Raw genomic sequence first — 6,844 nt, forward strand, 5'->3', positions numbered from 1 at the left:
CGCCCCCGCAGGCGGCGCAGCCGTCGGCGCCTGATCCGTCTTCTCCGGTCGCGGTGCCGTCATGCGGCATCGCGACCGCGCTATGGTGAGCGCAAGCGGCGCGTCTGGCGCCGTCACTTCGCAGTCAAGAAAGGCGTATCGTGCACATCCTCGATGCCGTCACCACCGGATACGAATACCAGGGCTTCTGGGGCTCCTTCTGGGACATCATCTGGTGGTTCCTCTGGATCTTCTTCTTCATGGCGTACCTGTTCGCGCTGTTCGCCGTCATCGGCGACCTGTTCCGCGACCACAAGCTGAGCGGATGGTGGAAGGCGGTCTGGATCATCTTCCTGATCTTCGTCCCGTTCCTCACGCTGCTCGTCTACCTCATCGCCCGCGGCAACGGCATGGCTCGGCGCGGCGCGAAGCAGGCGGCCGAGCTGCAGAGCGCGCAGGACGCCTACATCAAGTCCGTTGCGGGCTCGGGCGCGGCCAGCCCCGCCGACGAGATCGCCAAGGCCAAGGGTCTGCTGGACGCCGGCACGATCACCCAGGCCGAATACGACGCCATCAAGGCCAAGGCGCTGAGCTGATCACCACACCGGGCTGATCAGCCCTTGGGCTGATCAGCGCTCGCCGACACGAAACGCCCCTGTCCGCTTCACGGGTAGACGGGGGCGTTTCCGGTCGCCTGCGCGATGATGCGCGCGACCATCTCGTCGCTCGTGGTGTTCTCCCCCGGCTGGTTCGGCTTGCCCAGCCCGTGGTAGTCGCTGGAGCCGGTGACGATCAGGTCCCGGTCGCGGCACAGGTTCCGCAGGGTGGTGAGCGCAGGATCCCGGTTCTCACGGTGGCCGAGTTCGAAGCCGGCGAGGCCGGCGTCCAGCATCCGTTCCATCAGCCGCATCGGCAGCAGGCCGGCCCGCCCCGCGGGGTGGGCGATCACCGGCACTCCCCCGGCCCCGGCCACCAGTCCCACCGCGGTCACCGGATCGGGCGCGTACAGGGCGACGTAGTAGTCGCCGCCGGGACTCAGGATGCCGGCGAACGCCTCGGCGCGGTCACGCACGAGCCCGCGCGCCACCAGCGCGTCGGCGATGTGGGGGCGCCCGACGGTGGCACCGTCGGTCGTCTGCTCGAGGATGTCATCCCACACCAGGTCGTAGTCGCGCGAGATGCGGTCGGCCATCAGCCGGGCGCGATCCAGCCGCGACGAGCGGATGCGGGTGGTCTCGGCGCGCAGGGCGGGTTCGTCGGGATCGGGCAGGTACGCCAGCACGTGGACGCTGCGCCATTCGTGGCGCGCCGACAGCTCCATGCCGGCGATGAAGGTCATGCCGAGCGAGGTGGCGGCGTCGGCCGCCTCCGCCCACCCCGAGGTCGTGTCGTGATCGGTCAACGCCGCCGTGCGCACCCCGTGCCGGTGCGCAGATGCCATCACCTCAGCGGGGGGCTGTGTGCCGTCGGAGTTCGCGGAATGAAGGTGCAGGTCGCTCGGTCCTTCGAAGCGCTGCGAGCCGGGCATCCTCCGAGGGTAGCGCGACGGCCGCAGGCGGCACGCCGGTGCGCTGACGGATCTCACAGCCTGCTCGCATAGAGTCGCGGTCGTGCTTCGCCTGCTCGGGATCCTCGCGACAGTGCTGTGCGCGATCGCTGCAGCGGTGCTCACGTTCCCCGGCTTCTTCCGCGTCGAGCGCATCTACCCGATCGCCCAGATCGTGTCGTTCCGCGGCATCCTCGCGCTCGCGTTCGCTGCGGCCGCCCTTCTGGCCCTGCTTCTTGCGATCGCGCGACCCGTACGCCCGCTGGCGTTCTCGATCGCGCTCGTCGCCGGTGTCGCGACGGTGGCGAACATCGCGGTGCTGTCTGCTCGCGGGGGGCTCGGCACCGACCCGCTGCCTGCGAAGACGGAGTCCAGCGTCCGCGTGATGACGTGGAACACCGCCGGCCCCGCGACGCCGCCCGAGACGATCGCGAAGATCGCCGTGGCGATGGATGCCGACATCGTGGCGCTGCCCGAGACCACCATCGAGACCGGTGAGAGCGTCGCGCTGGCGATGCGCGACCTCGGGCATCGGATGTGGGCGCATCATGCTTCGGACCCCTCCACGGAGTGGGATGCCGGGTCCACCACCCTGCTGATCTCGCCCGAGCTGGGCGACTACGCGGTGATCGAGTCCTCGCTCGACGGCACCAGCAACACCTCGACGGTGCCGAGCGCCGTCGCGATGCCGGTGTCGGGCGACGGCCCCATCGTCGTCGCCGTGCATGCCGTCGCGCCGCGGCCGAGCTACATGCAGAGCTGGCGCGACGATCTGCAGTGGCTGGCGGACCAGTGCGTCGACGGCAATGTGATCATGGCGGGCGACTTCAACGCCACCGTCGACCACATGACGGGTCTCGGGCTCGACGGCGCCACCCTGGGCCACTGCACGGACGCCGCCGTCGAGACGGGCAACGGCGCGCTGGGCACGTGGTCCGCCGACATGCCGGCCGTCCTCGGCGCACCCATCGACCACGTCATGGCCACACCGCGGTGGCGCGCATCCGGCTCGCTGGTGCTGCGGTCGCTCGACGACTCCGGATCCGACCACCGCCCGCTGATCGTGCAGTACGAGCCGGCCGGCTGAGCCTGTCTCGCACCCGGCGACGCGTGCGAGACTGGGACGCATGAGCAGCGCAGCCAGCGAGCAGTCCACCGGCGCCACGAGCACCACGGAGACCGCCACACCGCCCACGACCAGCACCAACCGGCGCCAGCCGTTCGGTCAGGGCTTCCTCGACACGATCTCCACCGGATGGGCCGAGCGGCCCGACACCGCGCCGCCCGTGCGCCCGCAGGCGCCCTTCGCCGCGCGACGCCGCGATGCCGTCTCGGCGGCGTTCCCCGGCAAGCGTCTGGTCATCCCCGCCGGCGAGCTGAAGCAGCGCAGCAACGACACCGACTACCCGTTCCGTGCGCACTCCGCCTTCTCGCACCTCACCGGGTGGGCATCGGACTCCGAACCCGGCGCCGTGCTGGTCTTCGAGCCGCGCTCGTCGGGCGGCCACGACGTCACGCTGCACTTCCGCGAGCGCGCGGATCGCACGACGAGCGAGTTCTACTCGGACGCCTCGATCGGCGAGTTCTGGATCGGTCCGCGGCCGGCTCTGGCGGGCGTCGCGGCGGGTCTCGAGCTCGCGACCGCGCACATCGACGACTTCGAGTCCCGCGACGGCGATGTCGTGCTCGACGAGGACGACGACCTCACGCGGTTCGTGTCGGAACTGCGGCTCGTCAAGGACGCGTACGAAGTCGGGCAGATGGAGCTCGCCGTGCAGGTGACCGCCGCCGGCTTCGACGACATCGTCGCGAACCTGCCCGCCATCGTCGAGCACCCCCGCGGCGAGCGCGTCGTGGAGGGCGTGTTCCACCAGCGGGCCCGCAGCGACGGCAACGCGGTCGGATACGACACGATCGCGGCATCCGGTCCCCACGCGTGCTATCTGCACTGGACGCGCAACGACGGCGCCGTGGTGCCGGGCGACCTCATCCTGATCGACGCCGGCGTGGAGGTCGACAGCCTCTACACCGCCGACATCACCCGCACGCTTCCGGTCAGCGGCCGCTTCACCGACGTGCAGCGCAAGGTGTACGAGACGGTCCGCGAAGCCGCGGACGCCGCCTTCGCCGCCGCCCGCCCGGGCGTGAAGTTCCGCTCCGTGCACGAGGCCGCCATGCAGGTGATCGCGGCACGCGTCGCCGAATGGGGTCTGCTGCCGGTGACGGCCGAGGAGGCGCTGGATGCCGACAGCGGCGGCCACCACCGCCGCTACATGGTGCACGGCACCAGCCACCACCTCGGCATCGACGTGCACGACTGCGCGCGGGCGCGCCGCGACATGTACTACGACGGCATCCTCGAGGCCGGCATGGTCTTCACGATCGAGCCGGGGCTCTACTTCCAGATCGACGATCTCACCGTCCCGGAGGAGTACCGCGGCATCGGCGTGCGCATCGAGGACGACATCCTCATGACCGACGACGGCCCCGTCAACCTGTCGGCAGCCATCCCGCGCACCGCCGACGAGGTCGAGGCCTGGATCGCAGCAGGCGGACACTGAGCGTGCGGACGGGTTGCTGAGCTTGTCGAAGTACACCGCTCCGGCGTCGTTCACGACGCGCCCGACACTGACCGGCACGTTCGGGATGTCGGCATCGACGCACTGGCTCGCCACGGCCACCGCGCAGGCGGTGCTGGAGCGCGGCGGAAACGCGTTCGACGCGTCGGTCGCCGCGGCGTTCGTGCTCCACGTGGTCGAACCGCACCTCAACGGCCCCGGTGGCGACCTGGTCGCGCTCTTCCAGCCGTCGGATGCCGCCGGCCCGACGGTGCTCATGGGTCAGGGACCCGCGCCCGCGGGTGCCACGATCGCGCACTACCGCGACGAGGGCCTCGACCTGGTGCCCGGCGCCGGCGGTCTGGCCGCGGCGGTGCCCGGCGCCGTCGATGCCTGGCTGCTGCTGCTGCGCGACCACGGCACGTGGGAGCTCACCGACGTGCTGGCGTACGCGATCGGCTACGCGCGCGACGGGCACCCGCTGGTGGCAGGCGCCGCCGCGACGATCCGGCGCGTGGCGGAGCTGTTCCGGGACGACTGGACGACGTCCGCCGAGCTGTGGATGCCGGACGGCGAGCCTCCCGTCGCCGGACAGGTCATCCGCAATCCGGCGTACGCCGCCGTCCTCGACGGGCTGGTGCACGCCTCCTGCACCGTGCGGGACGACGGTCCGGTCGGTCGCGCCGCTCGCATCGACGCCGCGCGCCGCGAGTGGAAGACCGGGATCGTGGCGCACGAGGCCTCGGCGTTCCTCGCGCAGCCGCATCGGCACTCGGGCGGCGGCATGCACGCGGGTGTCATCACGGCCGACGACTTCGCCGGTTTCGAGGCGGGGTACGAACCCGCCGTGACGCGGGAGTTCCGCGGGCGCACGATCGCCAAGGCAGGCGCGTGGACGCAGGGGCCGGCGCTGCTGCAGACGCTCGGCCTGCTCGAGCCACTCGCCGACGACCTGCTCGACCCATCGCAGGAGGCCGGTGCGCACACGATCCTCGAGGCGCAGAAGCTCGCCTACGCCGACCGCGACAGCTGGTTCGGCGACGACGACGTCGACCTCGACGCCCTGCTGTCCGCCGAGTATCTCGACGCGCGGCGCGCACTGATCACCGAGACGGCCTCGGCCGAGTTCCGGCCGGGCGCACTCCCCGGGCGCGCGACGTTCCGCCCACCGCTGCGCACCACGTACGAGGCACCCCGGCTCGGCACCGGCGAACCGACCGTCGCTCCTGCCGAGCCACGCGTGTCGTCCTCCGGGGAGACCCGGGGAGACACGTGTCACCTCGATGTCATCGACCGCTGGGGCAACATCGTCTCGGCGACCCCGTCGGGCGGCTGGCTGCAGTCCTCCCCGACGATCCCCGCGCTCGGCTTCTGCCTGGGCACGCGCCTGCAGATGACGTGGCTCGAGCCGGGGCATCCGTCCTCCCTCGTACCTGGCCGGCGCCCGCGCACCACCCTCACGCCGACGCTCGTGCTGCGCGACGGTGTGCCCGAGTTCGCGATCGGCTCTCCCGGCGGCGACCAGCAGGACCAGTGGCAGCTGCTGACCCTCCTGCGGATCATCGTCGGCGGCTACTCGCCGCAACAGGCGATCGATGCACCCGCGCTGCACACCACGTCGCTGCCCGAGTCGTTCTGGCCCCGCACCTGGACACCGGCCGGCGCCATCGTCGAGGACCGCCTGGGCGATGCGCTGATCGCCGGCCTGGAACGCCGCGGACATGTGGTGACGCGTGCGGGCGACTGGGCGCTGGGGAGGGTGTCCGCCGTGGGACGGGATGCCGCCACCGGCGTCCTGTGGGCCGCCGCCAATCCCCGCGGCATGCAGGGATACGCCGCAGGACGCTAGCGAGGCTCCGGTCGCAGGACGCTAGGCAAGGCTCCGCCGCAGGACGCCAGCAAGGTTCCGCCGCAGGACGCCAGCAAGGCTCCGCCGCAGGACGCCAGGCAAGGCCCCGCGCTCGCCGGCCCCGGATCAGGCCGCGACGCGCACCTGCGGGCCGACATAGCGCGCCGACGGGCGGATGATCTTCGGGTCCCTCGCCTGCTCGAGGATGTGCGCGGTCCACCCGATCGTGCGGGCGACCGCGAAGGTCGGCGTGAACATCGATCGGGGCAGCCCGCACTGCTCCATCACCAGCGCCGCCCAGAACTCCACGTTGGCATGCAGGTCGCGGCCGGGCTTGGCCTCCGCGAGCAGCCGTTCGGCCGACTCCTGGAACCGCACGGCCAGCTCGACGCGCGGACCGCCGGTGCGCAGCGCGACGCGCTTCATGAGCTCGGCGCGCGGATCCGCCGTGCGGTACACGGCGTGGCCGAATCCCATCAGCCGCCGCCCGGCCGCGAGCTCACCGCGGATCCACGGCTCGATGCGGTCGGCCGTCGCGACGGCGTCGAGGCCGTCGAGCGCGCGGGACGGCGCCCCGCCGTGCAGCGGCCCGGTCAGGGCGCCGAGCGCACCGACGAGGCAGGCCGCGGCATCCGCTCCCGTGGAGGCGATGACGCGCGCGGTGAACGTCGAGGCGTTGAAGCCGTGGTCCATGACGGCGATCAGATAGGCGGTCAGCGCGCGCTCGGTCTCCTCATCGGGCTCACGGCCGGTCACCTGGTGCAGGTAGTTCGCGACGACGCCACGGCCGTCGAGTGCGGGCAGCACCGCCTCCCCGCGGCCCCGCCGCCAGAGCGCCCCGACGAGGACGGGCGTCGACGCGCCGAACGCGATCGCGTCGTCGAGGCGCTGTTCGTCGTCGAGGTCGTACAG

The 6,844-nt window shown here is 71.8% G+C and carries 6 protein-coding genes; 4 read left to right on the plus strand and 2 right to left on the minus strand.

Going from position 1 to position 6,844, the window contains the following annotated elements; translation table 11 throughout:
* The first annotated feature begins 140 nt into the window (after positions 1-140).
* On the plus strand, positions 141-575 hold the full coding sequence (locus ACI3KY_RS19800; RefSeq protein ID WP_404931841.1) for an SHOCT domain-containing protein: 435 nt from the start codon (positions 141-143) through the stop codon (positions 573-575).
* 68 nt (positions 576-643) lie between these two features.
* Here the strand turns inward: ACI3KY_RS19800 and ACI3KY_RS19805 are convergent, their stop codons facing one another.
* A complete protein-coding gene (locus ACI3KY_RS19805) occupies positions 644-1,507 on the minus strand; it encodes a PHP domain-containing protein (RefSeq protein ID WP_404931842.1) in 864 nt (287 codons plus the stop codon).
* A gap of 82 nt (positions 1,508-1,589) precedes the next feature.
* Between ACI3KY_RS19805 and ACI3KY_RS19810 the strand changes: the two genes are divergently transcribed.
* The 3 genes from ACI3KY_RS19810 to ACI3KY_RS19820 all read left to right on the plus strand — a co-directional run bounded on the left by ACI3KY_RS19810 (position 1,590) and on the right by ACI3KY_RS19820 (position 5,932).
* Complete coding sequence (locus ACI3KY_RS19810; RefSeq protein WP_404931843.1) at positions 1,590-2,612, plus strand: endonuclease/exonuclease/phosphatase family protein; 1,023 nt, start codon at positions 1,590-1,592, stop codon at positions 2,610-2,612.
* A gap of 40 nt (positions 2,613-2,652) precedes the next feature.
* Positions 2,653-4,086, plus strand: coding sequence for an aminopeptidase P family protein (locus ACI3KY_RS19815; protein ID WP_404931844.1), 1,434 nt, complete (start codon positions 2,653-2,655; stop codon positions 4,084-4,086).
* Between the two features lie 85 nt (positions 4,087-4,171).
* A complete protein-coding gene (locus ACI3KY_RS19820; RefSeq protein WP_404931846.1) occupies positions 4,172-5,932 on the plus strand; it encodes a gamma-glutamyltransferase family protein in 1,761 nt (586 codons plus the stop codon).
* Between the two features lie 126 nt (positions 5,933-6,058).
* On the opposite strand, the gene ACI3KY_RS19825 is transcribed toward ACI3KY_RS19820, so the two are convergent.
* On the minus strand, positions 6,059-6,844 hold a 786-nt coding region (locus ACI3KY_RS19825; protein ID WP_404931845.1), incomplete at its 5' end, for a citrate/2-methylcitrate synthase.

Source organism: Microbacterium sp. ZW T2_14, from assembly GCF_044987405.1.
Taxonomy (GTDB): Bacteria; Actinomycetota; Actinomycetes; order Actinomycetales; family Microbacteriaceae; genus Microbacterium.

Coding starts and splice junctions, on each gene's coding strand:
- ACI3KY_RS19805 (WP_404931842.1), bottom strand. CDS start 1,507: ATGCCCGGCTCGCAGCGCTTCGAAGGACCGAGCGACCTGCACCTTCAT.
- ACI3KY_RS19815 (WP_404931844.1), top strand. CDS start 2,653: ATGAGCAGCGCAGCCAGCGAGCAGTCCACCGGCGCCACGAGCACCACG.
- ACI3KY_RS19820 (WP_404931846.1), top strand. CDS start 4,172: ATGTCGGCATCGACGCACTGGCTCGCCACGGCCACCGCGCAGGCGGTG.